Below are 24,484 nucleotides of genomic sequence, written 5' to 3'. Positions count from 1 at the left end.
CGGGCGGCTCAGCCCTTGGACGACTTCTTCTCATCGGCGTCCTGAATGACCGCCTCCGCCACCTGCTGCATCGACATACGGCGATCCATCGACGTCTTCTGGATCCACCGGAACGCGGCCGGCTCCGTCAGCCCGTACTCCGTCTGCAGAATCGACTTCGCCCGGTCCACCAGCTTGCGCGTCTCCAGCCGCAGCGTCAGATCCGCGACCTCGTTCTCCAGCTCCCGCAGCTCCGTGAACCGCGAGACGGCCATCTCGATCGCCGGGACGACGTCACTCTTGCTGAACGGCTTCACCAGGTACGCCATCGCACCGGCGTCCCGCGCCCGCTCGACGAGGTCGCGCTGCGAGAACGCGGTCAGCATCAGCACCGGCGCGATGCGCTCCTCGGCGATCTTCTCGGCGGCGGAGATGCCGTCCAGCTTGGGCATCTTCACGTCGAGGATGACCAGGTCCGGCTTGTGCTCGCGGGCGAGCTCGATCGCCTGCTCACCGTCACCGGCCTCGCCGACGACGCTGTAGCCCTCCTCCTCCAGCATCTCTTTGAGGTCGAGGCGGATCAGGGCCTCGTCCTCGGCGATGACGACACGGGTCGTCAGCGGAGGTACGTGCGACTTGTCGTCGTCGGGCGCGTCCACGGGCTGGGGCGACTCGGGGGCGGTCACGGGGGCTCCTCGTTCAGGGCAGGGGTGCTGCTGACAAGAGCCTACCTAGCTGCGGTAAGGTAGTGACACAGCGGGTGACCGCTGACCTTCGTTTCGAAGGGGCCCCGGTAGCCCAGCGGTAGAGGCCATGGATTCAAAACCCATACAGCGTCGGTTCGAATCCGACTCGGGGCACTTTTCCTTGGTTCCCAAGGTCACGAAAGAAAAGCGGATGTTCCCGTTCTCGTGAACATCCGCTTTTTGCTGCGTGTCGTCGCGGCCTCCCGCTCAAAGTGGCGGCATGGAACAGCACAGTCCTTCGATTCGCGCCCAAGCCGTCGCACTCATGCGCCAAGGTGCTCCCAATCGTCTCGTGGCTGAGCATCTGAACATTCCGCGCGGCACCGTCGGCTGGTGGCGCAGCGAGGACCGCAAAGCCCGTGGCGAGAGATACGAACAGCCGACGGACTGCCCCAATTGCACCGGCCGCGAGTTCGATGAGATCGCATACGCCTACCTGCTCGGCCTGTACCTCGGCGACGGCCACATCGTCTCGAAAACCAAGCAGCACCACCTCTCCATCTTCTGCAACGCCACGCAGACCGGCCTGATCGCGGCAGCCGAAGAAGCCATGCGCAAGGTGATGCCGCTCCCGAACGTCAGCCAGCGTCACAAGACTGGCTGCGTCGAGGTGAAGTCGTACACAAGGCACTGGACTTGTATGTTTCCCCAGCACGGCCCCGGCAAGAAGCACGAGCGGCCCATCGTCCTCGAACCCTGGCAACAGGGCATCGTCGACGCCCACCCCTGGGAGTTCGTCCGGGGTCTCATCCACTCCGACGGGTGCCGCATCACCAACTGGACGACCCGCATCGTTGCCGGTGAATCAAGCGCTACGAATACCCCCGGTACTTCTTCACCAACGTCTCCGACGACATCCGGCGGCTCTTCACCGACACCCTCGAAAAGCTGGGCATCGAGTGGACGCACTGCACCCGCAACGGGAACCCCTACAACATCTCCGTCGCCAAGAAGGCGCACGTCGCCCTACTCGACACCCACGTAGGCCCCAAGTACTGACCCGGTCCACCTACTTCGGGCTGTCGTCCTCTCCGACGTGGTGGACGCGGACCAGGTTGGTCGAGCCCGAGACCCCGGTGAGCGAACCCGCCGTGATGACCACCACGTCACCCTTCTCGCAGCGGCCGTACCTCAGCAGCAGCTCGTCCACCTGGTCGACCATCGCGTCCGTCGAGTCCGCGTGCGGGCCGAGGAACGTCTCGACGCCCCAGGTCAGGTTGAGCTGGGAGCGGGTCGCCGGTTCCGGGGTGAAGGCGAGGAGGGGGATCGGGGAGCGGTAGCGGGAGAGGCGGCGGACGGTGTCGCCGCTCTGGGTGAAGGCGACGAGGAACTTGGCGTCGAGGAAGTCGCCGATCTCGGCGGCGGCTCGGGCGACGGCGCCGCCCTGGGTGCGGGGTTTGTTGTTGGCGGTGAGGTCGGGCAGGCCCTTGGCGAGGATGTCCTCTTCGGCAGCTTCGACGATCTTCGCCATGGTGCGGACGGTCTGGATGGCGTATTTGCCGACGCTGGTCTCGCCGGAGAGCATCACCGCGTCGGTGCCGTCGATGACGGCGTTGGCGACGTCGGAGGCTTCGGCGCGGGTGGGGCGGGAGTTCTCGATCATGGAGTCGAGCATCTGGGTGGCGACGATGACGGGCTTGGCGTTGCGCTTCGCCAGCTTGATCGCGCGTTTTTGGACGATGGGGACCTGTTCGAGGGGCATCTCGACGCCGAGGTCGCCGCGGGCCACCATGATTCCGTCGAAGGCGGCGACGATGTCGTCGATGTTCTCGACGGCCTGGGGCTTCTCGATCTTGGCGATGACGGGGAGGCGGCGGCCTTCGTCGTCCATGATGCGGTGGACGTCCACGATGTCGCGGCCGCTGCGGACGAAGGAGAGGGCGATGACGTCGAAGCCGGTGCGGAGCGCCCAGCGGAGGTCGTCCTCGTCCTTCTTGGAGAGGGCGGGGACGGAGACGGCGACGCCGGGGAGGTTGAGGCCTTTGTGGTCGGAGATCACGCCGCCTTCGATCACGCGGGTGTGGACGCGTGGTCCGTCGACGTCGGTGACCTCCAGGCAGACCTTGCCGTCGTCGACGAGGATGCGTTCGCCGGTGGTGACGTCGGCTGCGAGGCCGGCGTAGGTGGTGCCGCAGCTGTTGCGGTCGCCTTCTGTGCCTTCTTCGACGGTGATGGTGAAGGTGTCGCCGCGTTCAAGGAGTACGGGGCCTTCCGCGAAGTTGCCGAGGCGGATCTTCGGGCCCTGAAGGTCGGCGAGGAGGCCGACGCTGCGGCCGGTTTCGTCGGAGGCCTTGCGGACGCGCTGGTAGCGCTCCTCGTGCTCGGCGTGGCCGCCGTGGCTGAGGTTGAGGCGGGCTACGTCCATTCCGGCGTCGACCAGGGCTTTGATCTGGTCGTATGTGTCGGTGGCGGGGCCCAGGGTGCAGACGATTTTTGCTCGGCGCATGTTTCGAGCTTATGTCTTACCGGTGGGTAGGGAATTCGGAGGGCATGGCCGTCCAACCACCTTTGGGTGAAGGGTTGTTGTCGACTGCCGTCAATTAATAAATTGTGCGGGCGGCCGCTCTGATGAGCACTTTTCGGTTTTACTCCGGTTCTTGCTGCGACTCCTGCCGCGGCTTCCCCGAATGGGTGAATTCACCGGCTCGGTGGATTCATCGTGAACTGCGCGCGGACCTCGGCGTGGACCTGGATGCGCTGTGGTTCGAGGTCGAGGGGTTCGGGCGCGGTGGTGTCCGCGTCGGTGGCGGCCATGGAGAAGCGGACGGCACGGCGGTCGAAGGCGGCGCGGGGGCGTCCGCCAGCTGTGCCGGTGTCGGCGAGTTCGAGGAGGGCGGCGACGGTGGTGCCGAGTGCCTCGGCGTATTCGTCGGCTCGCTGTACGGCTTCGCGTACGGCTTGTTGGCGGGCTTGGCGGTGGACGGGTGAGGTGGGGCGGAGTTCCCAGGTGGGCCCGTCGATCCTGGTGAGGTCGAGGTCGGCGAGGCGGGTGGTGAGTTCGCCGAGGGCGGTGAAGTCGGTGAGTTCGGCGGTGAGGTGGATGGTGCCGTGGTAGGTGCGGACGCGTTCGCCTCGGCCTCGTGGGGCGAGTTCGGGGGTGAGGGAGACGGCGCCGGTGGAGAGGTTCTCGACCGCGTCGCCGTAGGACTTGAGGAGGTCGAGGGCGGTGGTGTTGCGGCGGGTGAGGTCGTCGAGGGTGGTGCGGCGGTCGCGGCCGCGGGCGGTGAGGGTGATGCCGATGCGGGCGATCTCGGGGTCGACTTCGAGTTCGGCCTCGCCGCGGACCGTGAGGAGGGGGGCGTCGGGTGTGCCGTACGGGGGATTCCGCGGTGAGGCCATACGTCCTACCTTGTCATGGCTTTCCCCGGCTCCTGGCGGGAGTTGACCGTGCTGGTCATCAGATCGCAACCTCCTGGACCTGTTGCCGTCGGTCGTGTCCGGGTCAGAATCTACGCGCGTCGTTGACCTTTCCCCGAGGAGCATGAGACATGCCGTTGAATCGCCGGAAGTTCCTGAAGAAGTCCGCTGTGACCGGGGCGGGGGTGGCGATCGCGGGTGCTGCGGCGGCTCCGGCGCAGGCCGCCGAGGCGAAGAAGCCGGGGAAGCCGGTCAAGCAGCCGAAGCGGTATGCGCTGACGGTGCTGGGGACGACGGACCTGCATGGTCACGTGTTCAACTGGGACTACTTCAAGGACGCGGAGTACAAGGACGCGGCCGGTAACGCGCAGGGACTGGCGCGTATCTCGACGCTGGTGAACCAGATCCGTAAGGAGAAGGGGCGCGAGAACACGCTGCTGCTGGACGCGGGTGACACGATCCAGGGCACTCCGCTGACGTACTACTACGCGAAGGTGGACCCGATCACCGCCAAGGGTGGTCCGGTGCATCCGATGGCGCAGGCGATGAACGCGATCGGGTATGACGCGGCGGCGCTGGGCAACCACGAGTTCAACTACGGCATCGAGACGCTGCGGAAGTTCGAGTCGCAGTTGCGGTTCCCGCTGCTGGGTGCGAACGCGGTGGACGCGAAGACGCTGAAGCCGGCGTTCGCGCCCTATGTGATCAAGACGTTCTGCGTGAAGGGTGCGCCGCCGGTGAAGGTGGCCGTCCTGGGGCTGACGAACCCGGGTATCGCGATCTGGGACAAGGCGTATGTGCAGGGCAAGCTGGCGTTCCCGGGGCTGGAGGAGCAGGCGGCGAAGTGGGTGCCGAAGCTGAAGTCGCTGGGTGCGGATGTGGTGATCGTGTCGGCGCACTCGGGTTCGTCGGGTACGTCGTCGTACGGTGACCAGCTGCCGTACGTGGAGAACTCGGCGGCGTTGGTGGCGCAGCAGGTGCCGGACATCGATGCGGTTCTGGTGGGTCACGCGCATGTGGAGATTCCGGAGCTGAAGGTCGTCAACGCGAAGACCGGGAAGACGGTCGTGTTGTCGGAGCCGTTGGCGTATGCGGAGCGGCTGTCGGTGTTCGATGTGGAGCTGGTGTTCGAGAAGGGGCAGTGGACGGTCGAGTCCGTTGCCTCGAAGGTGTTGAACTCCAACACGGTCGCGGACGACCCGAAGATCACGAAGTTGCTGGGTGACGAGCACGCGAAGGTCGTGGCGTACGTCAACCAGGTGGTCGGTTCGGCGACGGAGACGTTGACGACGGTGGAGGCGCGGTACAAGGACGCTCCGATCATCGACCTGATCACGAAGGTGCAGGAGGATGTCGTCAAGGCGGCGCTGGCGGGTACGTCGTACGCCTCGCTGCCGGTGATCGCGCAGGCGTCGCCGTTCTCGCGGACGTCGGAGATCCCGGCCGGTCAGGTGACGATCCGGGATCTGTCGAGCCTGTACGTGTACGACAACACGCTGGTGGCGAAGTTGATGACGGGTGCGCAGGTGCGGGCGTACCTGGAGTACTCGGCGCAGTACTTCGTGCAGACGGCTGCGGGTGCGGTGGTCGACACGGAGAAGCTGACGAACGCGGCGGGGCGTCCGGACTACAACTACGACTATGTGTCGGGTCTGGTGTACGAGATCGACATCGCGCAGGCGGCGGGTTCGCGGATCAAGAACCTGACGTACAACGGGGCGGCGTTGGACGATGCGCAGCAGTTCGTGCTGGCGGTGAACAACTACCGGGCCAATGGTGGTGGCGCGTTCCCGCATGTGGCGTCGGCGCAGGAGCTGTGGTCGGAGTCGACGGAGATCCGTACGCGGATTTCGGAGTGGGTGACGGCGAAGGGTGTGCTGGACCCGAAGGACTTCGCGTCGGTGGACTGGAAGCTGACGCGTGACGGTACGCCGGTCTTCTAGGGCTTCTTCGGTCGTGTAGTCCCGCGGGGCGGTGGGCGGTGTTTCGTGCGGTGGCCGGGTCGGTCACTGTGGGAGCACCGCCTTTCGCGTGCGTGGGCCGGGGGCCGTCGGGTGTCGGGTGTCGGGTGTGGCTTTTCAGCGTCGGTCGACGAGGGGGGTGAGGGTGGGTGCTGCCTGTCGGGCGGCGGGGACTCGGGGTTGTGGTCGTTCGAGTCCGAAGGTGGTGAAGGCGGTGCGGGTGGGGAGGGGGTAGGTCTCTTTGCCGGTGAGGGTGTTGAGGATGGTGGCGGCGCGCCAGGCGGCGAGGCCGAGGTCGGGGGCGCCGACGCCGTGGGTGTGGCGTTCGGCGTTCTGGAGGTAGATGTTGCAGCCGGTGGCGGTGACGGAGGGGTCGAGGACGAGGCGGAAGTGTTCGTCGACGCGGGGGCGTTCGCTGTTGTCGCGGCGGATGTAGGGGTCGAGGCCGGCGAGGACGCGGTCGAGGGGGCGTTCGCGGTGGCCGGTGGCGAGGACGACGGCGTCGGTGGTGAGGCGGGTGCGGGTGTTCTGCTGGATGTGTTCGAGGTGGAGTTCGATCTTGGTGGTGGCGATGCGTCCCGCGGTGCGGACGCGGACGCCGGGGGTGAGGACGGTGTCGGGCCAGCCGCCGCCGAGGGTGCGCTGGTAGAGCTCGTCGTGGATGGCGGCGAGGGTGGTGGCGTCGATGCCTTTGTGGAGTTGCCATTGGGCGGCGGTGAGGCGGTCGCGGGTGCTTTCGGGGAGGGCGTGGAAGTAGCGGGTGTAGTCGGGGGTGAAGTGTTCGAGGCCGAGTTTGGAGTACTCCATGGGGGCGAAGGCGTCGGTGCGGCCGATCCAGTGGAGTTGTTCGCGGCCGGTGGGGCGGTGGCGGAGGAGGTCGAGGAAGACTTCGGCGCCGGACTGTCCTGATCCGACGACGGTGATGTGGCCGGCGGCGAGGAGGGTGTCGCGGTGGGTGAGGTAGTCGGCGGCGTGGACGACGGGTACGCCGGGGGCGTCGACGAGGGGGCGCAGGGCGTCGGGGATGTAGGGCTCGGTGCCGATGCCGAGGACGACGTTGCGGGTGTGGGTGCGGCCGAGGGCTTCGGCTTCGCCGTCGGTGTCGAGTTGGGTGTGGTCGACTTCGAAGACGTCGTGTTCGGGGTTCCAGCGGACGGCGTCGACCTGGTGGCGGAAGTGGAGTCCGGGGAGTTGGTCGGCGACCCAGCGGCAGTAGGTGTCGTATTCGGCGCGTTGTGTGTGGAAGCGCTCGGCGAAGTAGAACGGGTAGAGGCGTTGGTGGGTTTTGAGGTAGTTGAGGAAGGTCCAGGGGCTGGTGGGGTCGGCGAGGGTGACGAGGTCGGCGAGGAAGGGGACTTGGATGCGGGCGCCGTCGATGAGGAGGCCGGGGTGCCAGTCGAAGCGGGGGCGTTGTTCGTAGAAGACGGCGTCGAGTTCGGCGAGGGGGTGGGCCAGGGCGGCCAGGGAGAGGTTGCAGGGGCCGATGCCGATGCCGACGAGGTCGCGGGGGGTGTCGGCGGTGAAGTGTGGGGGTGTGTTCATCGGGGGGTGTTTCCTTCCACCAGGTCGAGGAGGGTGGCCAGGTCGTGGGGGTGGGTGTGGGGGTTGAGGAGGGTGGCCTTGAGCCAGAGCCGGCCGTCGAGGCGGGCTCGGCCGAGGACGGCGTGGCCGTGGGTGAGGAGGCGGCGGCGTATCTCGGCCACGGTGTCGTCGGTGGCGCCGGTGGGGCGGAAGAGGACGGTGCTGATGGTGGGTGGGGCGTGGAGTTCGAGGCCGGGGTGTGCGGTGATGAGGTCGGCGAGCTCGTGGGCGTGGGCGCAGACGTGGTCGACGAGGGCGCCGAGGCCGCTGCGGCCGAGGGTTTTGAGGGTGACGGCGATCTTGAGGGCGTCGGGGCGTCGGGTGGTGCGCAGGGAGCGGCCGAGGAGGTCGGGGAGGCCGGCTTCGGTGTCGTCGTCGGCGTTGAGGTAGTCGGCGTGGTGGTGGAGTGCGGTGAGGTCGTCCGCGTCGCGGGCGGCGAGGAGTCCGGCGGCGACCGGCTGCCAGCCGAGTTTGTGCAGGTCGAGGGTGACGGTGTGGGCGGTGTGCAGGCCGGTGAGCAGGTGGCGGTGGTGGTCGCTGAAGAGGAGGCCGCCTCCGTAGGCGGCGTCGATGTGGAGGCGGGCGCCGTGGCTGGTGGTCAGGGCGGCGATGGCGGGGAGGGGGTCGATGAGTCCGGCGTCGGTGGTGCCTGCGGTGGCGGCGACGAGGAGGGGGCCGGGCAGGGTGGTGAGGGTGTGGGTGAGGGCGGTGGGGTCGAGGGTGCCGGTGGGGGTGGGGATGATCGCGGGTTCGGGGAGGCCGAGGAGCCAGGCGGCGCGGGGCAGGGAGTGGTGGGCGTTGGCGCCGCAGACGAGCCTGAGGGTGGGGCCGTGGGTTTCGCGGGCGAGGAGGAGGGCGAGGTGGTTGGCTTCGGTGCCGCCGGTGGTGACGAGGGCGTCGGCCATGCCGGCCTGTGCGGCGAGTGTCCGTGTCACGAGGGCCTCCAGTTCGGAGGCGGCCGGTGCCTGGTCCCAGGAGTCGAGGGAGGGGTTGAGGGCGGAGACGGCGAGGTCGGCGGCGGTGGCGACGGCGAGGGGTGGGCAGTGCAGGTGGGCGGCGCAGAGGGGGTCGGCGGGGTCGGCGGCGCCTTCGGCGAGGGCGTGGACGAGGGTGGCGAGGGCGGTGGGGTCGCCGTGTTCGGGGAGTACGTCGCCGACGGCGTGCCGTAGCCGGGTGGCGACCGCTCGGGGGCCGCCTGCGGGCAGTGGTCCGCCGCGGGCCCGGGTGCCGGTGGCGAGGGCGTCGAGGACGGTGGCGAGCAACGGCTTCAGGGCGTCGGGGCCTTCGGGTCCTGAGGCGAGGGGCGGCATGCTCACGGGGGCTCCTCCGGGGCGCGGGGCGGGTGGCCGCAGCGGGGAGTGCCAGCTTGTCGGGGATTGCGGGGGCGCGTCCGGAAGATCCGGTGAGGGAACCCTTACGGGGGACGTGTGTTTTCAGCCCCGGTGCGGGAGATGGCACCGGGGCTGGTGTGGGCGCTGCTGGGGGCTGCCGCCCCCGGGTCCCCGCTTCGGCCCTGAACGGGCCTTGTCCTCAAGCGCCGGACGGGCTGGGATCGTCCCGGCGTCGCTACGCCTTCCTCACTCGCAACGCGCGTGCCAGGTCGTCGAGTTGGTCGACGAGTTTGCGGCGTAGGGCGGGGATGGGGTCGGCGTCGGTGAGGCAGGCTTCGCCCAGGCGGAGGATGTCGGGGGTGACGGCGTGGGTGGGGAAGGCCCAGCGGCCGGCGGCTTCGGCGATGGCGGGGCCGCGGCGGGCGGCGAGGGCGACGGCGTCCTGGTAGTAGCGGGGGACGTAGTCGGCGACGAGGTCGGTCTGCTCGGGCTGCCAGAAGCCCTGGGCGGTGGCGGTGAAGAGGTAGTTGGAGAGGGTGTCGTCGTCGAACATGGCGGCCCAGGCGGTCCGTTTGGCGTCCGCGTCGGGGAGGGCGGCGCGGCAGCGGGCGGCGCCTTCCTGGCCGGTGGCGGAGGGGTCGCGGTCGAGTTCGGTGGCGATGGCGCGTTCGTCGGTGGCGCCGAGGACGGCGAGCCGGGCGAGGACGCGCCAGCGCAGGTCGGGGTCGAGTTCGGGGCCGCCGGGGACGGTGCCGTCGGCGAGCCAGGCGGCGATGGTGTCGGGGTGGGCGGCGACGTCGATGAAGTGGCGTACGGCGATGAGGCGCAGGCCGGGGTGGTCGCCGTCCTCGGTGCGGCGGATGAGGTCGCGGCAGAGGGCGGAGAGGGTGGCGACGGCGGCGGGGCGCTGCTCGGGGGTGACGTAGCGGTCGGCGACCTGTGCGGAGGCGTAGGCGAGGACGCCCTGGACGAGGGCGAGGTCGGTTTCCTTGGGGAGGTGGGCGCGGGCGGCGTCGAGGTAGGCGGTGGGGGCGAGGTCGCCGTCGCGGACGGCGTCGCGCAGGGCGTTCCAGACGACGGCGCGGGTGAGCGGGTCGGGCAGGCCGGACAGGCTGGTGCGGACGGTTTCGGAGGAGGCGGGGTCGAAGCGGACCTTGGTGTAGGTGAGGTCGCCGTCGTTGAGGAGCACCAGGGCGGGGCGCTTGCCGATGGGCTGGGGTGCGTGCTGCGGGATGTCGATCTCGAGGCGTTCGCGCAGGGTGAGGCTGCCTGCGTCGGTGAGGTCGAGGTCGTAGAGGCCGGCGGCGACGCGGTGCGGGCGGCTGCCGTGGTGGGTGATGGTGAGGGTGTGGTCGCCGTTGCTGCCGCCCAGGGTGGGGGTGAGGGTGTCGACGCCGGTGGTGCGCAGCCAGGCGTCGGCCCAGGCGTGGACGTCGCGGTCGGTGTGGGCGGCGAGGGAGTCGATGAAGTCGGCGAGGGTGGCGTTGGCGAAGCGGTGGCGGGCGAAGTGGGTGTTGATGCCGGCGAGGAAGTCCTTCTCGCCGAGCCAGGTGACGAGTTGCCGTAGTGCGGAGGCGCCCTTGGCGTAGGAGATGCCGTCGAAGTTGAGGAGGGCGGAGGCGGTGTCGTCGACGTTCTCGGGGGCGACGGGGTGGGTGGAGGGGCGCTGGTCGGCTTCGTAGCCCCAGGCTTTGCGGGCGACGCCGAAGTCGGTCCAGGTGTCGGTGAAGCGGGTGGCTTCGGTGAGGGTCTGGTAGCCCATGTACTCGGCGAAGGACTCGTTGAGCCAGATGTCGTCCCACCACTGGAGGGTGACGAGGTCGCCGAACCACATGTGGGCCATCTCGTGGGCGATGACCATGGCGCGGGTCTGGCGTTCGGTGTCGGTGACCGCGGAGCGGTAGACGAACTCGTCGCGGAAGGTGACGAGGCCGGGGTTCTCCATGGCGCCGGCGTTGAACTCGGGGACGAACGCCTGGTCGTAGGAGTCGAAGGGGTAGGGCTCCTCGAACTTCTCGTGGTAGCGGTCGTAGCACTGCCGGGTGATCTCGAGGAGTTCGTCGGCGTCGGCGTCGAGGTGGGGGGCGAGGGAGCGGCGGCAGTGGAGGCCGAAGGGGAGTCCGTCGTGTTCGGTGGTGACGGAGTGCCAGGGGCCGGCGGCGACGGCGACGAGGTAGGTGGAGATGAGGGGGGTGGGGGCGGCCTGCCAGCGGCCTTCGCCGAGGTGTTCGGTGAGGCTGTTGGCGAGGACGGTCCAGGTTTCGGGGGCCTTGACGGTCAGCTCGAAGACGGACTTGAGGTCGGGCTGGTCGAAGGCGGCGAAGACGCGCTGGACGTCTTCCATGAAGAGCTGGGTGTAGAGGTAGGTCTCGCCGTCGGTGGGGTCGGTGAAGCGGTGCATGCCTTCGCCGGTGCGGGAGTAGCGCATGCTCGCCCGGACGCGCAGTTCGTGGTCGCCGGCGGTGAGGTTCTTGAGGGGGAGCCGGTTGCCGTCCAGGGTGTCCGGGTCGAGGGGCTCGCCGTCGAGGGTGACGGAGTGCAGTGTTGCGGGCCTGACCTCGACGAAGGTGTCCCCGTTGGCGCGCGCGGCGAACCGGATGACGGTGCTGGACTCGAAGGTCTCGTCGCCGGTCGTCAGGTCGAGCTCGATGGTGTAGCGGTGGACGTCGAGGAGCTTGGCACGGCTCTGCGCTTCGTCGCGCGTCAGTACGGACATGAACGACATGCTGCCTGATACCGCTGGCCGGGCACAGGGGCGGATCGGTACGTGCCCTATGTCCCTTCTCGCGCCGGAGCGCCGTGCCGGTCGTGGGGTGGTGTGGGCGCGGCGGGCGGCGCCGACGGGTCGCGTCCGGCCGGTTACGGTCAGTAGCGCCCGCCGCGGGGGTCAGTTCGGTGCGGGGGCCGGGCCGTTGACGGTGTCCTCGGCGATGCGCTCGTGGTGGCGGATCACCTCGGCGATGATGAAGTTGAGGAATTTCTCGGCGAACGCGGGGTCGAGTTTGGCGTTCTCGGCGAGGGTGCGCAGCCGGGCGATCTGGCGGGCTTCGCGGGCCTGGTCGGCGGGCGGCAGCTGGTGGCGGGCCTTGAGGTGGCCGACCTGCTGGGTGGCCTTGAAGCGCTCGGCGAGCATGTGGACGACGGCGGCGTCGATGTTGTCGATGCTGTCGCGCAGCCGGGCGAGTTCCTCGCGGACGGCGGGGTCGACGTCTCCGGGGCCGGGGGTGTTGCTGGTGGTCATGGGCGTCCACCCTAGTGCGTCCGCCGACCCCGCTCCGGGGGTGGCCTGCCCTTACAGTGGAATGGGGTTCTCGGCGTCTTGGGGGTGCGGGCGTGGCGAACGGCGGGCCGGTCGAGCACGGGTACCCGCACCTGGAGACGGTGCGGGCGGCTGTCACGGCGTTGTACAGGCGGTTGTCGTACGACACCATCCATCAGTTCACGTCGAGTGTGGTGCCGGCGGACGTGGCGTTCTGTGACACCGACGATCTGCATCTGGGGGTGCAGCGGGTGGCGCGTGAGCTGGTGCGGCACTTCCGGTTGCCTCGGGCGCGGATGATCGTCGCGTTCCGTGCGATGGAGCATGCGGCGAACGTCGAACTCACGGCGGGTCCGGAGTACTTCGTCGAGCTGAACGACCGGTTCCGTACGCATCGGCGGGACATCGGCGCGGCTTTGGCGCACGAGATCATGCATGTCTATCTGCATCGGGTGGGGCTGTCGTTCCCGGGGACGCGGGACAACGAGATCCTGACGGACACGGCGACGACGTATCTGGGGGCGGGCTGGCTGTTGCTCGACGCGTACCGGGAGGACGCGGCGTCCTCGCAGAAGCTGGGGTATCTGACTCCGGAGGAGTTCGGGTACGTGCTGGCGAAGCGGTCGCTGGTCTTCGGTGAGGATCCGTCGGTGTGGTTCACGAGTGCGCAGGCGTACACGGCGTACGGGCGGGGTCTCGAGCGGGCCCGGCACGACGAGCGGCAGCCTCCGCTGACGGCGGCGGGCTGGGCGGGGCGGCGGCGTTACGCGCGCGATCGCCGGCATGCCCAGGACCAGCCGTCGGTGGCGGCCCCGGACAGCCCGTACAGCTTCGCTCCGGACTCGCCGGGGGCGTTGCGGGTGACGTTTGCGTGCCCCACCTGTCACCAGCGGATCAGGGTGCCGGTACGGGGCCGGGTCCGGGCGCGGTGCGCGTTGTGCCGGACGGTGCTGGAGTGCGACACGTAGGTGGGCCGTCGGGAGGCTCGCGTCCCGGGCGTGTGGGTTTTCAGGGGGCCCGGGTCCCGTGGACCGGGCCCGGTGGTGTCGTGTGCGTCAGTAGTTTCTGTACGGCCTCGCCCGCTTCGGCGGGGGTCCACCGGGCTCCTTTGTCGGTGGTGGGTCCCGGCCGCCAGCCCTCCATGACGGTGATCCGTCCGCCGTCCGCTTCGAAGACGCGTCCGGTGACACCCTCGCTCGCGGCGGAGCCGAGCCAGACGACGAGCGGGGAGACGTTCTCGGGGGCCATCGTGTCGAAGCCGTTGTCGGGGGCGGCCATGGTCGCGGCGAAGGTGGCCTCGGTCATGCGGGTGCGGGCGGCGGGGGCGATCGCGTTGACCTGGACGCCGTAGCGGGCGAGTTCGGCGGCGGCGACGAGGGTCAGGGCGACGATCCCGGCTTTCGCGGCGCTGTAGTTGCCCTGTCCGACCGAGCCGAGCAGTCCCGCGCCGCTGCTGGTGTTGATGATGCGGGCGGTGGGCGCACGGCCCGCCTTGGTCTCGGCGCGCCAGTGCGCGGCGGCGTGCTTCAGGGTGAGGAAGTGGCCTTTGAGGTGGACGCGCAGGACGGCGTCCCAGTCGTCGTCGGCCAGGTTGACGAGCATGCGGTCGCGCAGGAAGCCGGCGTTGTTGACGAGGGTGTCCAGGCGGCCGTAGGTGTCCAGGGCGGCGTCGACGAGGGTGGCGGCGCCCTCGGGGGTGGCGATGTCCCCGTCGTGTGCGACCGCTTCGCCGCCGGTCGCGCGGATCTCGTCCACGACCTGCCCGGCGGGGCTGTGGGCGCCGGGTGTGCCGTCGAGGCCGACGCCGAGGTCGTTGACGACGACCCGGGCGCCCTCGGCGGCGAACGCGAGCGCGTGGGCGCGTCCGAGGCCGCGTCCGGCGCCGGTGACGACGACGACGCGCCGGTGGCAGATTCCGCTCATCTCACGTCTCCTTGTTGGCGGTTGCGGCGTCGAGGAAGGCGGGCCGTTCGCCGCCTCCGTGCAGGAGCAGGCTCGCCCCGCTGATGTAGCGGGCGGCGTCGGAGGCGAGGAAGACGGCTGCGGCGCCCACGTCGGCGGGGAGGGCGAGCCGGCCGAGCGGGACGGTGCGGGCGACGGCTTCGACGCCGTCCTCGCCGCCGTAGTGGAGGTGGGTCAGTTCGGTGCGGACCATGCCGACGACGAGGGTGTTCACGCGTACCCGGGGCGCCCATTCGACGGCCATGGAGCGGGCGAGGTTCTCCAGGCCGGCCTTGGCCGCGCCGTAGGCGGCCGAGCCGGGCGAGGGGCGGCTGCCACTGACGCTGCCGATCATCACGATCGAGCCGCCGGCGTGCTTGAGGTGCTCGTACGCGGCGAGGGAGACGGTCAGTGGTGCGAGGAGGTTGAGTTCGATCACGCGCGCGTGCCGTGCGGCGTCGGTGTGCGCGAGGGGGCGGTAGGGGGCGCCGCCGGCGTTGTTGACGAGGATGTCGAGCCGGGGCAGGTCGGTGAAGAAGCGCTGTACGGCGTCGGTGTCCCGTACGTCGAGCGGTATGAACTCGGCTGTTTCGAGGGGGTGTTCCGGTGCCCGGCGGGCGCAGACCACGACGTGGGCGCCCGCGCGGGCGAGGGAGCATGCGATGCCGGCGCCCACTCCGCGCGTGCCGCCGGTGACGACGGCGACCTTCCCGTCCAGCTCCATTCGCTGCTACCTTCCACCTAACAAACGTTTGGTGGAAAGGTAGCTGATGCTTCCATGGGTGTCTCCACCTCGTCCCCCGAAAAGGGGATATCCGTGACGACCGTCGACGTCCCGCCCGTCAACGCGCTGGCGGTGGACGACTGGTTCGCGCTGGCCGACGCGGTCCGCGGGGCCGGCCGCGACCCGGAGACCCGGTGCGTGGTGCTGACCGCCGGAGGCCGTGGGTTCAACGCGGGCGTGGACATCAAGGAGATCCAGGCGCGGGGGCGGTCGGCGCTGGTCGGCGCCAACCGCGGTTGCTTCGAGGCGTTCGCGGCGGTGTACGAGTGCGAGGTCCCGGTGGTCGCGGCGGTGCACGGTTTCTGTCTGGGCGGCGGCATCGGCCTGGTCGGGAACGCGGACGTGATCGTGGCGAGCGAGGACGCCGTGTTCGGGCTGCCCGAGCTGGACCGGGGCGCGCTCGGCGCGGCCACCCATCTCTCCCGGCTGGTCCCCCAGCACCTGATGCGTGCCCTGTACTACACCTCGCGCACCGTCACCGCGGCCGAGCTGCACGCGCACGGCTCGGTGTGGCGGGTGGTCCCGCGCGAGGGGCTGCGCGCCGCGGCGCTGGAGCTGGCGCGCGAGATAGCCGCCAAGGACGGCGAGCTGCTGCGGCTCGCCAAGGCGGCGATCAACGGCATCGACCCGGTCGACGTGCGCCGCAGCTACCGCTTCGAGCAGGGCTTCACCTTCGAGGCGGACGCCTCCGGGGTGGCCGACCGGGTCCGGGACACCTTCGGCGAGGACAGGGACGGGGGCAGGCGTGGGTGACAAGACGATGACCGCCGAGGAGGCGGTCGCCCGGCTGCGCAGCGGCATGACCCTCGGCATCGGCGGCTGGGGCTCCCGCCGCAAGCCGATGGCGCTGGTCAGGGCGCTGCTCCGGTCGGAGGTCACCGATCTCACCGTCGTGTCGTACGGCGGCCCGGACGTCGGGATGCTCGCCGCGGCCGGCCGGATCCGGAAACTGGTCACCGCCTTCGTCACCCTCGACTCGATCCCGCTGGAGCCGCACTACCGCGCGGCCCGCGAGCGCGGGGCCTTCGAACTGACGGAGGTCGACGAGGCGATGTTCATGTGGGGTCTGCGCGCGGCCGCGAACCGGCTGCCCTTCCTGCCCGTGCGGGCGGGCCTCGGTTCGGACGTGATGCGGGTCAACCCCGGCCTGCGGACGGTGACTTCGCCGTACGAGGACCAGGAGACGTTCGTGGCCATGCCGGCCCTGCGGCTGGACGCGGCCCTGGTGCACGTCAACCGGGCCGACCGGCTGGGCAACGGGCAGTACCTGGGCCCGGATCCGTACTTCGACGACCTGTTCTGCGAGGCCGCGGACGCGGCGTACGTCAGCTGCGAACAGGTCGTCGACACCGCCGAGCTGACGAAGGCGGCGGCGCCGCAGACGCTGCTGCTCAAGCGGCACACGGTGACCGGGGTGATCGAGGCCCCGAACGGGGCGCACTTCACGTCCTGCGCCCCCGACTACGGCCGGGACGAGGCGTTCCAGAAGCGGTACGCGACGACGCCCTGGCCCGAGTTCGCGGCGCGGTTCCTCACCGGGGACGAGCAGGCGTACCGGTCGGCCGTCGGGGAGGAGTCATGAGCGAGGGCGTGAGCGAGGGCGTGAGCGAGGGCGTGAGCGAGGGCGTGAGCGAGGGCGTGAGTGAGGTGACGCGCGCCGAGTACTGCGTGATCGCCTGCGCGGAGGCGTGGCGCGGCGCGGGCGAGATCCTGGCCAGCCCCATGGGCCTGATCCCCTCGGTCGGCGCCCGTCTCGCCCGGCACACCTTCGCACCGGACCTGCTGCTGACCGACGGGGAGGCGCTGCTCGTCGGTCTCGACGGCACCGTCGAGGGCTGGCTGCCGTACCGGCAGCATCTGGCGCTGGTCACCGGGGGCCGGCGGCACGTGATGATGGGCGCGAGCCAGATCGACCGGTTCGGCAACCAGAACATCTCGTGCATCGGCGACTGGGCGAAGCCCACGCGGCAGTTGCTCGGGGTGCGCGGCGCGCCGGTCAACACGCTGAACAACCCGACGAGTTACTGGGTGCCGAGGCACTCCCGGCGGGTGTTCGTGGAGCGGGTCGACATGGTGTGCGGGGTCGGGTACGACCGTGCGGCCGGCGCGCGCCACCACCGCATCCCGCGGGTCGTCTCCGACCTCGGGGTGTTCGACTTCGCCACCCCGGACCGGTCGATGCGGCTGGCCTCGCTGCATCCCGGGGTGAGTGTCGAGCAGGTCCGGGAGGCGACGGGGTTCGGCCTCGTGATCCCGGACGAGGTGTCGCGCACCCGTGAACCGACGGCGGGCGAACTGCGTCTGATCCGCGAGGTGATCGACCCGGGGAACACCCGGGCCCGGGAGGTCGCCGGCTGATGGAAACGGCGCTCACCCGGCTGGTCGGGGTCCGTCACCCGATCGTGCAGACCGGGATGGGATGGGTGGCGGGCCCGCGCCTGGTGTCGGCGGCGGCGGACGCGGGGGCGCTGGGCATCCTGGCCTCCGCGACCATGACGGTCGACGGGTTGCGGGCGGCGGTGCGCGAGGTGCGGTCGCGGACGGCGGCGCCGTTCGGGGTCAATCTGCGGGCCGACGCGGCGGACGCCGGCGACCGGGTGCGGATCATCCTCGACGAGGGCGTGCGGGTCGCGTCCTTCGCGCTCGCGCCCTCCCCCGAGCTGATCGCCGAGCTCAAGGAGGGCGGGGTCGTGGTCATCCCGTCCATCGGGGCCCGCCGGCATGCCGAGAAGGTCGCCGCGTGGGGTGCGGACGCGGTGATCGTGCAGGGCGGGGAGGGCGGCGGACACACCGGGGACGTGGCGACGACGGTACTGCTGCCGCAGGTGGTGGACGCCGTGGACATCCCGGTCGTGGCGGCGGGCGGCTTCTTCGACGGGCGGGGGCTGGTGGCGGCGCTGGCATATGGGGCGGCCGGGGTCGCGATGGGCACCCGGTTCCTGCTCACCTCGGACTCGCCGGTCCCGGACGCGGTGAAGGCGCGGTACCTGGCGGCGACGGTCCGGGACGTCACCGTCACCCGGGCGGTGGACGGCCTCCCGCACCGCATGCTGCGCACCGCTCTGGTCGACGCCCTGGAGGACGCCGGCCGGGCCGCGGCCCTGGTGCGGGCGGTGCGGCACGCGGCCGGATTCCGCAAGCTGTCCGGCCTCGGCTGGCGGGAGATGGTCCGCGACGGCCTGGCCCTGCGCCACGGCAAGGACCTCGCCTGGAGTCAGGTACTGCTGGCCGCGAACACCCCGATGATGCTCAGGTCCGCGATGGTGGAGGGGCGTCCGGACGCCGGGGTGATGGCCGCCGGGCAGGTCGCCGGGGTGATCGACGACCTGCCGTCGTGCGGGGAGCTGGTGGCCCGGATCATGCGGGAGGCGGAGGAGACACTCACCTCCCTGGACCGGCTCGGAGCCGCTCGTTGACCGTCACCGGGTTGGTCGTCCCAGCCGCTCGATGACCGTCACCTTCGTGGCGGTCACGGCGGCCCGATGACCGTCACCTTCGTGGCCGTCACAACCGCTCGATGATCGTCACGTTGGCCTGCCCGCCGCCCTCGCACATGGTCTGCAGGCCGAACCGGCCGCCGGTGCGCTCCAGTTCGTGCAGCAGGGTGGTCATCAGCTTGGCGCCGCTCGCGCCGAGCGGGTGGCCCAGGGCGATCGCGCCGCCGTTGACGTTGACCTTCTCCGGGTCCGCGCCGGTCTCCTTCAGCCAGGCCAGGACGACGGGCGCGAACGCCTCGTTGATCTCGACGAGGTCGATGTCGTGGATCGCGAGCCCGGTCTTCTTCAGGGCGTGCGCGGTGGCCGGGATGGGAGCCGTCAGCATGCGGATCGGGTCCTCGCCGCGGACGGAGAGATGGTGCACGCGCGCGCGTGGTGTCAGGCCGTGCTCGCGCACCGCCCGTTCCGAGGCCAGCAGCAGCGCCGCCGAGCCGTCGGAGACCTGCGAGGAACAGGCGGCGGTGACGGTCCCGCCGTCGATGACGGGCTTCAGCGCGGCCATCTTCTCCAGGGAGGTGTCCCGGCGCGGCCCCTCGTCGGCGGTGATCTGCCCGTGGGCGACGGTCTCGCGGGCGAAGCGGCCCTCGTCGATCGCGCGCACCGCCCGCCGGTGCGAGCGCAGGGCGAACTCCTCCTGGTCCCGGCGGCTGATGCCCCACTTCGCGGCGATCATCTCGGCGCCGGCGAACTGGTTCACCGGCCGGTCCCCGTACCGCGCGCGCCAGCCCTCGCTGCCCGCGAAGGGGCCCTGGGTGAAGCCGAGGGGCTCGGCCGCCTGCCGGGTGGCGTAGGCGATCGGGATCTGCGACATGTTCTGCACGCCGCCCGCGACCACCAGGTCCTGGGTCCCGGACAGCACGCCCTGCGCGGCGAAGTGCACGGCCTGCTGCGAGGAGCCGCACTGCCGGTCCACGGTCACGCCGGGCACCTCCTCGGGGAGCCCGGCGGCCAGCCAGCAGGTCCGTGCGATGTCCCCGGCCTGTGGCCCGACGGTGTCCAGGCAACCGAAGACGACGTCCTCGACGGCGGCCGGGTCGACCCCGGCCCGCGCGACGAGCTCCTTCAGCACATGCGCGCCCAGGTCGGCCGGATGGACCGTGCTCAGTCCTCCTCCGCGCCGCCCGACGGGCGTACGGACCGCTTCGACGATGTAGGCCTCGGCCATGTCAACTCCCTCACAGGAAAGGGCTATTCACGTACGGCGATCCCGTCCAGCACCATCGACAGGTACTGCCGGGCGATCTCCTCCGGGCTGTGCTGTCCACCGGGCCGGTACCAGGACGCGGCGACCCACACGGTGTCGCGGACGAACCGGTAGGCGAGGCGGATGTCGAGGTCGGTGCGGAAGACCCGGTCCGTGACGCCGCGCTCCAGCGTGGACAGCCACGCCTTCTCGAACCGGAGCTGCGACTCGGCGAGGAACGCGAACCGTTCCTGCACCACGAGCTGCTTGCTCTCCTTCTGGTAGATCGCGACGGCGGCGCGGTGCCGGTCGATCTCCCGGAAGGACTCGGTGACCAGGGCCGCGAGTGTCTCCCGGGGTCCGAGCTCGGCGCCCAGGACGGTGTCGTAGCCGTCCCAGAGCTCGTCGAGGAAGGTCCGCAGGATCTCCTCCAGCATCGATTCCTTGGAGTCGAAGTGGTAGTAGAGGCTGCCCGCGAGCATGCCCGCGTGGTCGGCGATCTTCCGGACGGTGGTGGCGTTGTAGCCCTGTTCGGCGAAGACCTCGGCGGCGGTGTCGAGGAGTTCACGGCGACGCGCGGGCGCCGCGGTCACCTGGGGCTTCTTCTTGGTCGGCACGAGCACATTGTCGTCTGCTCCGGCCGTCAGGCGTGCTGGCCGCTGACGGAGACGACCTCGCCCGTCATGTACGAGGAGTAGTCCGACGCCAGGAAGACGATCACGTTGGCCACCTCCCAGGGTTCGGCGTACCGCCCGAAGGCCTCCCGGGCGGTGAGTTCCTCCAGCAGTTCGGCCGAGGTCACCTTCACCAGGTGCGGGTGCATGGCGAGGCTCGGTGAGACGGCGTTGACCCGTACGCCGTACCCGGCCGCCTCGATCGCCGCGCAGCGGGTCAGTGCCATCACGCCCGCCTTCGCGGCGGCGTAGTGCGCCTGTCCGGCCTGGGCGCGCCAGCCGACGACGGAGGCGTTGTTGACGACGACTCCCCCGCCGGTCTCCCGCATCAGCCGCAGGGCGGCCCGGGTGCACCGGAAGGTTCCGTTGAGCGTGACGTCCAGGACGCGTGACCACTGCTCGTCGCTCATGTCGACGAGTTCGGAGGTCCCGCCGAGGCCCGCGTTGTTGACGACGACGTCCAGCCGCCCGTGTTCGCGCACGGCGGTGTCGAACAGGGCCCGTACCTGGCTGTCGTCGGTGACGTCGCACGGCAGGGCGGCCACCGACGCCTCGCCGAACTCGGCGGCCAGTTCGGCCTGGTACGCCTTGAGCCGCCGTGCGTGGGCGTCGCTGATCAGCACGCGCGCGCCCTCCTCCAGGAAGCGGCGCGCGGTCGCTCCGCCGATGCCCGCGCCGGCCGCCGCGGTGATCACGGCGCTGCGGCCGTCGAGCAGCGCGTGCCCGGGAACGTACGGCGGACCCTCGACGTTCTTCATGACGGCACGCTAACCTACCAAACACTTGTTAGGGAAGAACGCGCGCACGAGGAGGACGCCCGTGGACCTCGCACACTCCCCCGCCGACGAGGCGTTCCGTGCCGAGGCCCGGGCCTGGTTGCGCGCGCGGGTGCCGTCCGGGCCGTTGCCCTCCCTGGAGACCGCCGAGGGCTTCGCGGCGCACCGCGCGTGGGAGGCCGAACTGGCCGCGGCCGGCTGGTCGGTGGTCAACTGGCCGACGCGCTACGGCGGGCGGGACTGCGGGCTGATGCGCTGGCTGGTCTTCGAGGAGGAGTACTACGCGGCGGGCGCCCCGGGCCGCGTCAACCAGAACGGCGTGAGCCTGCTCGCCCCCACGCTGCTCGACCACGGCACCGAGGAACAGCGGGCCCGGGTCCTGCCCCCGATGGCCTCCGGCGAGGTCGTCTGGGCGCAGGCCTGGTCGGAGCCCGAGGCCGGCTCGGACCTGGCCGCGCTGCGCGCCCGGGCGGTCCGTGCGGCCGGCGGCTGGCGGCTGAGCGGCAGTAAGACCTGGTCCTCGCGCGCGGCCTTCGCCGACCGCGCCTTCGGCCTGTTCCGCACCGACCCCGACGCCCCGAAACCCCATCAGGGGCTCACCTACGTCATGTTCGACCTGCGGGCCCCCGGAGTCACCGTCCGCCCCATCGGCCGCCTGGACGGGAAGCCGGCGTTCGCCGAACTGTTCCTGGACGAGGTGTTCGTGCCGGACGAGGACGTGATCGGGGAGCCGGGCCAGGGCTGGCGGATCGCGATGTCGACGGCGGCCAACGAACGCGGGCTCACCCTGCGCTCCCCCGGGCGCTTCCTCGCCTCGGCCGGCCGCCTGCACGCCCTCTGGGTGGACCGGGGCAGCCCGCAGGCCGGCGCGGCCCGCGTCGCCGACGCGCTGATCGGCGCCCGCGCCTACCAGTTGTTCACCTACGCGGCCGCCTCCCGCTTCCTCGCCGGGGAGCGGCTCGGCCCGGAGTCGAGCCTGAACAAGGTGTTCTGGTCGGAGTACGACATCGCGCTGCACGAGACGGCGCTGGATCTGCTCGGCACGCAGGACGCGGAAGGGGAGGCGGCAGACACCGACTGGTCCGAGGGTTACGTCTTCTCTCTGGCCGGCCCGATCTACGCGGGCACGAACGAGATCCAGCGCGACATCGTCGCCGAGCGGCTGCTCGGCCTGCCGAGGGGACGCCGTCGATGACTTCGCCCAGGCCGGCTCCGCCGGCGATGCGGTTCCTGCTGGACACCGAACAGCGGGCGTTCGCCGCTTCGTTGGACGCGATGCTGAGCGCGGCCGACACCCCGGCCGTGATCCGCGACTGGAGCCGGGGCGAGCGGGCGAGCGGCCTCGCCCTGTGGTCGCGGATCGCCGAGGCGGGTGTGTTCGCCCTGGCGGTCCCGGAGGCGTACGAGGGGCTGGGGCCCCGGCCGGTGGAGCTGGCCGTCGCCTTCGTGGAGCTGGGGCGGCACGCGGTGCCGGGCCCGCTCGTGGAGACGGTCGCGGCGGCTGCCCTGTTGCTCGGTCCGGGCCCCGCCGAGCGGTTCCTGCCCGCTCTGGCCGCGGGCAGGTCGATGGCCACGCTGGCGCCCGAGGGCTCGTACGCCGTGGACGGCGACGCGGCGGCCTTACGGCTGGCGACGGCCGGCGACGGCCTCCGGCTGGCTCCCGGGCACGGTCCGGTACGCCCCTCCCTCGACCCCGCCCGTCGCCTCACCCGCCTGCTGCCGGGCGGCGAACTCCTCACCCCGGACCCGCCCGTGGACCGTGCCCTGTGCTGGGCCCGTCTCGCCACCGCCGCGCAGGCTCTCGGGGTGGGCCTGGCGCTGCTGGAGCGGACCGTGGCGTATGTCGGGCAGCGCGTGCAGTTCGGCGTCCCCGTCGGCTCGTTCCAGGCGGTCAAGCACCGGCTGGCGGATGCGAAGATCGCGTTGGAGTTCGCCCGCCCCCTGGTCCTGGGCGCCGCCGTGACGATGAGCCCGGCGGATGTCGCCGCCGCGAAGGTGAGCGCCTGCGAGGCGGCGTACGCGACCGCGCGCACCGCACTCCAACTGCACGGCGCGATCGGCTACACGGCGGAGTACGACCTGTCGCTCTGGCTCACCAAGGCCCGCGCCCTGCGCACGGCCTGGGGCACTCCGGACGACTGCCGGGCGGAGGTCCTGCGCGGCCGCGTCTAGGGCCTGTCGTTTGGATCAGGCCGCGGGCCCCGGCATCAGCCGGTCACCTTGGCGACGAACGCGGCGAGGTTCGCCACGGTCCGTCCGATCTTCTCCTCCAGCGTGATCGTCTCGGGCAGCCGGGCCCCGACGCCCGCGTCCCGCTTGCCCCGCACATACAGCGAGCAGGCGAGGTCGCTGCAGATGTAGGCCCCCACCGAGTTGCCCTGCTGGCCGGCCCTGCCCGCCTTCGGCGCGACCATCAGCGAGACGCCGCCGGAGTGGGTGGTCAGGCACATCGTGCACATGCTGCGCCGCGCCTGCCCCGAGCCCGAGGTGGAGGAGCGCAGCGCGAGGGCCTTCGGCCTGCCGTCCAGCTCGACGGCGAGGTAGGCCCGGTCGGGGGCCTGGGGGTCCCGCCAGCCGAGGTAGTCGAGGTCGTCCCAGGGCCGGTCGGCCAGGTCGCGGGGGACGGCCAGGCGCTTGGCCTCGCCCTTGGTGCAGTTGACGAACGCGGCACGGATCTCTTGCTCGGTGAGCGGCTTCATATAACGCAGGCTAATTTGCCTAAAACTTTTAGGCAAACGCATAATGGCTATCGGCGGAGAGATACGGGGCGAGACGCAGGAGGACGGATATGGGGCGTGTGGGGCTGAGCACGGATCGTCTGGTCCGGGCGGGCGCGGAGCTGGCCGACGAGGTCGGCTTCGACCGGGTGACCGTCTCGGCGCTCGCCCGGCGCTTCGACGTCAAGGTCGCGAGCCTGTACTCGCACGTGAAGAACTCCGACGACCTCAGCACCCGGATCGCCCTGCTCGCCCTGGAGGAGCTCGCCGACCGGGGCGACCTCGCGCTCGCCGGGCGGGCCGGCAAGGACGCCCTGACCGCCCTGGCCGACGTCTACCGCGACTACGCCCGCGAACATCCCGGCCGCTACGCCGCGGCCCAGCTGCGACTCGACCCCGAGACGGCGGCCGCGAGCGCCGGACCGCGGCACGCCCGCATGACCCGGGCGATCCTGCGCGGCTACGACCTCACCGAGCCGGACCAGACCCATGCCGTCCGGCTCCTGGGCAGCGTCTTCCACGGCTACGTCAGCCTGGAGCTCGGCGGCGGCTTCAGCCACAGCGCCCCCGACACCCAGGAGACCTGGACCCGGATCCTGGACGCCCTGGACGCCCTGCTGCGCAACTGGCCGCCCAAGAACTGACCGGAGCGGCAGGCAGGCAGGCACGCAGGCACGTACGTACACAGACAGTCGGGC

General features: G+C 70.9%; 22 protein-coding genes, 1 tRNA gene and 1 pseudogene. 11 read left to right on the top strand and 13 right to left on the bottom strand.

Annotated features, from left to right (window positions below):
* Nucleotides 1-8 precede the first annotated feature (8 nt).
* Nucleotides 9-665 (bottom strand): ANTAR domain-containing response regulator, encoded by a 657-nt coding sequence (locus OG933_RS32140; RefSeq protein ID WP_189916700.1) that lies wholly within the window; start codon nt 663-665, stop codon nt 9-11.
* 101 nt (nt 666-766) lie between these two features.
* Here OG933_RS32140 and OG933_RS32135 point away from each other — a divergent pair.
* Nucleotides 767-839, top strand: a tRNA-Leu gene (locus tag OG933_RS32135).
* A gap of 106 nt (nt 840-945) precedes the next feature.
* Nucleotides 946-1,724: pseudogene (locus tag OG933_RS32130) on the top strand (helix-turn-helix domain-containing protein).
* Between the two features lie 10 nt (nt 1,725-1,734).
* On the opposite strand, the gene pyk reads toward OG933_RS32130, so the two are convergent.
* Both pyk and OG933_RS32120 read right to left on the bottom strand, forming a co-directional pair.
* Nucleotides 1,735-3,171 (bottom strand): pyruvate kinase, encoded by a 1,437-nt coding sequence (pyk, locus tag OG933_RS32125; RefSeq protein WP_405630327.1) that lies wholly within the window; start codon nt 3,169-3,171, stop codon nt 1,735-1,737.
* A 191-nt stretch (nt 3,172-3,362) separates the two neighbouring features.
* Nucleotides 3,363-4,064 (bottom strand): SIMPL domain-containing protein, encoded by a 702-nt coding sequence (locus OG933_RS32120; RefSeq protein ID WP_405630326.1) that lies wholly within the window; start codon nt 4,062-4,064, stop codon nt 3,363-3,365.
* 149 nt (nt 4,065-4,213) lie between these two features.
* Here OG933_RS32120 and OG933_RS32115 point away from each other — a divergent pair, with 149 nt between their 5' ends.
* Nucleotides 4,214-6,025 (top strand): bifunctional metallophosphatase/5'-nucleotidase, encoded by a 1,812-nt coding sequence (locus OG933_RS32115; RefSeq protein WP_405630325.1) that lies wholly within the window; start codon nt 4,214-4,216, stop codon nt 6,023-6,025.
* A gap of 135 nt (nt 6,026-6,160) precedes the next feature.
* On the opposite strand, the gene OG933_RS32110 is transcribed toward OG933_RS32115, so the two are convergent.
* From OG933_RS32110 to OG933_RS32095, 4 genes are all read right to left on the bottom strand, one after another.
* A complete protein-coding gene (locus OG933_RS32110) occupies nt 6,161-7,585 on the bottom strand; it encodes a SidA/IucD/PvdA family monooxygenase (RefSeq protein WP_362520334.1) in 1,425 nt (474 codons plus the stop codon).
* The gene (locus OG933_RS32105) at nt 7,582-8,940 is read right to left on the bottom strand and encodes a pyridoxal phosphate-dependent decarboxylase family protein (RefSeq protein WP_405630322.1); all 1,359 of its coding nucleotides are present in this window, start codon (nt 8,938-8,940) and stop codon (nt 7,582-7,584) included. The genes OG933_RS32110 and OG933_RS32105 overlap by 4 nt, the downstream gene beginning before the upstream one ends.
* Nucleotides 8,941-9,190: 250 nt before the next feature.
* The gene (gene pepN, locus OG933_RS32100; protein WP_405630320.1) at nt 9,191-11,671 is read right to left on the bottom strand and encodes an aminopeptidase N; all 2,481 of its coding nucleotides are present in this window, start codon (nt 11,669-11,671) and stop codon (nt 9,191-9,193) included.
* Nucleotides 11,672-11,842: 171 nt separating this feature from the next.
* The gene (locus tag OG933_RS32095) at nt 11,843-12,196 is read right to left on the bottom strand and encodes a chorismate mutase (RefSeq protein ID WP_267020453.1); all 354 of its coding nucleotides are present in this window, start codon (nt 12,194-12,196) and stop codon (nt 11,843-11,845) included.
* Between the two features lie 92 nt (nt 12,197-12,288).
* Between OG933_RS32095 and OG933_RS32090 the strand changes: the two genes are divergently transcribed.
* A complete protein-coding gene (locus OG933_RS32090; protein ID WP_362520324.1) occupies nt 12,289-13,182 on the top strand; it encodes a hypothetical protein in 894 nt (297 codons plus the stop codon).
* Nucleotides 13,183-13,222: 40 nt separating this feature from the next.
* Here OG933_RS32090 and OG933_RS32085 read toward each other — a convergent pair whose 3' ends face one another.
* Nucleotides 13,223-14,137: an SDR family oxidoreductase gene (locus OG933_RS32085; protein ID WP_405630317.1), complete on the bottom strand. Its 915-nt coding sequence runs from the start codon at nt 14,135-14,137 to the stop codon at nt 13,223-13,225.
* A 1-nt stretch (nt 14,138) separates the two neighbouring features.
* Nucleotides 14,139-14,879 carry an SDR family oxidoreductase gene (locus tag OG933_RS32080; RefSeq protein ID WP_405630315.1) on the bottom strand — a complete coding sequence of 247 codons (741 nt, stop codon included), beginning with the start codon at nt 14,877-14,879 and terminating at the stop codon, nt 14,139-14,141.
* Between the two features lie 54 nt (nt 14,880-14,933).
* On the opposite strand from OG933_RS32080, the gene OG933_RS32075 reads away from it, so the two are divergent.
* From OG933_RS32075 to OG933_RS32060, 4 genes are read left to right on the top strand one after another with little or no spacing between them, the layout of a single operon-like run.
* On the top strand, nt 14,934-15,692 hold the full coding sequence (locus OG933_RS32075) for an enoyl-CoA hydratase family protein (protein ID WP_405630313.1): 759 nt from the start codon (nt 14,934-14,936) through the stop codon (nt 15,690-15,692).
* Entirely contained in the window at nt 15,685-16,521 is an 837-nt protein-coding gene (locus OG933_RS32070) for a CoA-transferase (RefSeq protein WP_362520313.1), read from the top strand. The genes OG933_RS32075 and OG933_RS32070 overlap by 8 nt, the downstream gene beginning before the upstream one ends.
* Nucleotides 16,518-17,297: a CoA-transferase subunit beta gene (locus tag OG933_RS32065; RefSeq protein ID WP_405630310.1), complete on the top strand. Its 780-nt coding sequence runs from the start codon at nt 16,518-16,520 to the stop codon at nt 17,295-17,297. Before OG933_RS32070 ends, OG933_RS32065 begins: the two co-directional genes overlap by 4 nt.
* Nucleotides 17,297-18,355 (top strand): NAD(P)H-dependent flavin oxidoreductase, encoded by a 1,059-nt coding sequence (locus OG933_RS32060; protein ID WP_405630307.1) that lies wholly within the window; start codon nt 17,297-17,299, stop codon nt 18,353-18,355. The genes OG933_RS32065 and OG933_RS32060 overlap by 1 nt, the downstream gene beginning before the upstream one ends.
* An 88-nt stretch (nt 18,356-18,443) precedes the next feature.
* Here the strand turns inward: OG933_RS32060 and OG933_RS32055 are convergent, their stop codons facing one another.
* Genes OG933_RS32055 through OG933_RS32045 form a run of 3 tightly spaced genes read right to left on the bottom strand, consistent with a single transcriptional unit; the run spans nt 18,444 to nt 21,051 of the window.
* Nucleotides 18,444-19,601 (bottom strand): acetyl-CoA C-acetyltransferase, encoded by a 1,158-nt coding sequence (locus OG933_RS32055; protein ID WP_362520302.1) that lies wholly within the window; start codon nt 19,599-19,601, stop codon nt 18,444-18,446.
* Between the two features lie 23 nt (nt 19,602-19,624).
* Entirely contained in the window at nt 19,625-20,236 is a 612-nt protein-coding gene (locus OG933_RS32050) for a TetR/AcrR family transcriptional regulator (RefSeq protein ID WP_142263733.1), read from the bottom strand.
* Between the two features lie 26 nt (nt 20,237-20,262).
* Nucleotides 20,263-21,051 carry an SDR family oxidoreductase gene (locus OG933_RS32045; RefSeq protein WP_362520297.1) on the bottom strand — a complete coding sequence of 263 codons (789 nt, stop codon included), beginning with the start codon at nt 21,049-21,051 and terminating at the stop codon, nt 20,263-20,265.
* Between the two features lie 61 nt (nt 21,052-21,112).
* Here OG933_RS32045 and OG933_RS32040 point away from each other — a divergent pair, with 61 nt between their 5' ends.
* Both OG933_RS32040 and OG933_RS32035 read left to right on the top strand, forming a co-directional pair.
* On the top strand, nt 21,113-22,264 hold the full coding sequence (locus OG933_RS32040; RefSeq protein ID WP_405630303.1) for an acyl-CoA dehydrogenase family protein: 1,152 nt from the start codon (nt 21,113-21,115) through the stop codon (nt 22,262-22,264).
* Nucleotides 22,265-22,290: 26 nt separating this feature from the next.
* Nucleotides 22,291-23,241, top strand: a complete 951-nt coding sequence (locus tag OG933_RS32035) for an acyl-CoA dehydrogenase family protein (protein ID WP_362520921.1) — start codon at nt 22,291-22,293, stop codon at nt 23,239-23,241.
* A 35-nt stretch (nt 23,242-23,276) separates the two neighbouring features.
* On the opposite strand, the gene OG933_RS32030 is transcribed toward OG933_RS32035, so the two are convergent.
* Nucleotides 23,277-23,768, bottom strand: coding sequence for an FBP domain-containing protein (locus OG933_RS32030; RefSeq protein WP_362520290.1), 492 nt, complete (start codon nt 23,766-23,768; stop codon nt 23,277-23,279).
* A gap of 89 nt (nt 23,769-23,857) precedes the next feature.
* Here OG933_RS32030 and OG933_RS32025 point away from each other — a divergent pair, with 89 nt between their 5' ends.
* Entirely contained in the window at nt 23,858-24,430 is a 573-nt protein-coding gene (locus OG933_RS32025; RefSeq protein WP_362520287.1) for a TetR/AcrR family transcriptional regulator, read from the top strand.
* Nucleotides 24,431-24,484 lie beyond the last annotated feature (54 nt).

The organism is Streptomyces sp. NBC_00016, from assembly GCF_045040885.1.
Taxonomy (GTDB): Bacteria; Actinomycetota; Actinomycetes; order Streptomycetales; family Streptomycetaceae; genus Streptomyces; species Streptomyces coriariae.
Note: the sequence above shows the minus strand (reverse complement) of the source record. Positions and strands in the feature narration are given on the sequence as shown.